At 41.5% G+C, this 739-nt stretch carries 2 protein-coding genes; both read left to right on the forward strand.

Annotated elements, in window-relative coordinates; genetic code table 11:
• The coding region (locus WH277_RS00460) for a hypothetical protein (protein ID WP_339503727.1) at positions 1 to 213 on the forward strand (213 nt) is incomplete at its 5' end.
• A gap of 240 nt (positions 214 to 453) precedes the next feature.
• Positions 454 to 739: hypothetical protein (locus tag WH277_RS00465; protein WP_339503728.1), on the forward strand; the 286-nt coding region annotated here is incomplete at its 3' end.

Below are 739 nucleotides of genomic sequence, written 5' to 3' on the forward strand. Positions count from 1 at the left end.
GTTTCTGATAACGAAGGGGTTAGCTGGCGCAGTGGGCAGTTCAGGCTGACTCCCTCCGGTGAAAGCATTTACTCATGGGGTAGCCAGACAACGCCAGGCAGCGCACGTCAGGTTAATATTGATATTATCCTGAAGCCTTTCATCTTCAGTTTAAATCAGGCAGATACCATAAAACTCGATGGAATGGCAACTTTTGAAATTGTTTATCTGTAAGAAATCTCATTTTCTACATTTGTTTTCTGGCATTAATTAACATTACACCTAAAGATATAAAAATAAGTTTCCAAAATGCATCAAGCAACCTTTGATAAGGTAAAAAGGCAAACATGCGATATTTAATTCTGCCTTTCAGATGTTAGGATAAAAAGGGAATGTTTAGGTTTCCCTGGAATTCAATAAAACCGTATTAAGAATTAAGCATCACCCCGATTCTCACAGGAGAGTCATTTCTTCATGAATAAAACGTATAAGGACTATACACACATGAATTTTAAAAAGACCGCGCTGAACGTCACTCTGTTGGCCGCTATCGCAGCATCGGGCATGGCCAATGCAGGCTCACAGTTCACTGTAAAAGTTGATGGCATGATTGTTCCTGCGTCATGCGATATCGGTAACGGGAGCGACTCAACAACCGTTCAGTTAGGAAAACTGTTAGCCGATAAGCTGAACACGGATTCAGAAACCATGCTACCAGTCAAAAAAATGCAGCTCAGGATTGACTGCCCATCAGCCACAG

It is taken from the genome of Erwinia sp. MYb416 (genome assembly GCF_037479575.1).
Taxonomy (GTDB): Bacteria; Pseudomonadota; Gammaproteobacteria; order Enterobacterales; family Enterobacteriaceae; genus Erwinia; species Erwinia rhapontici.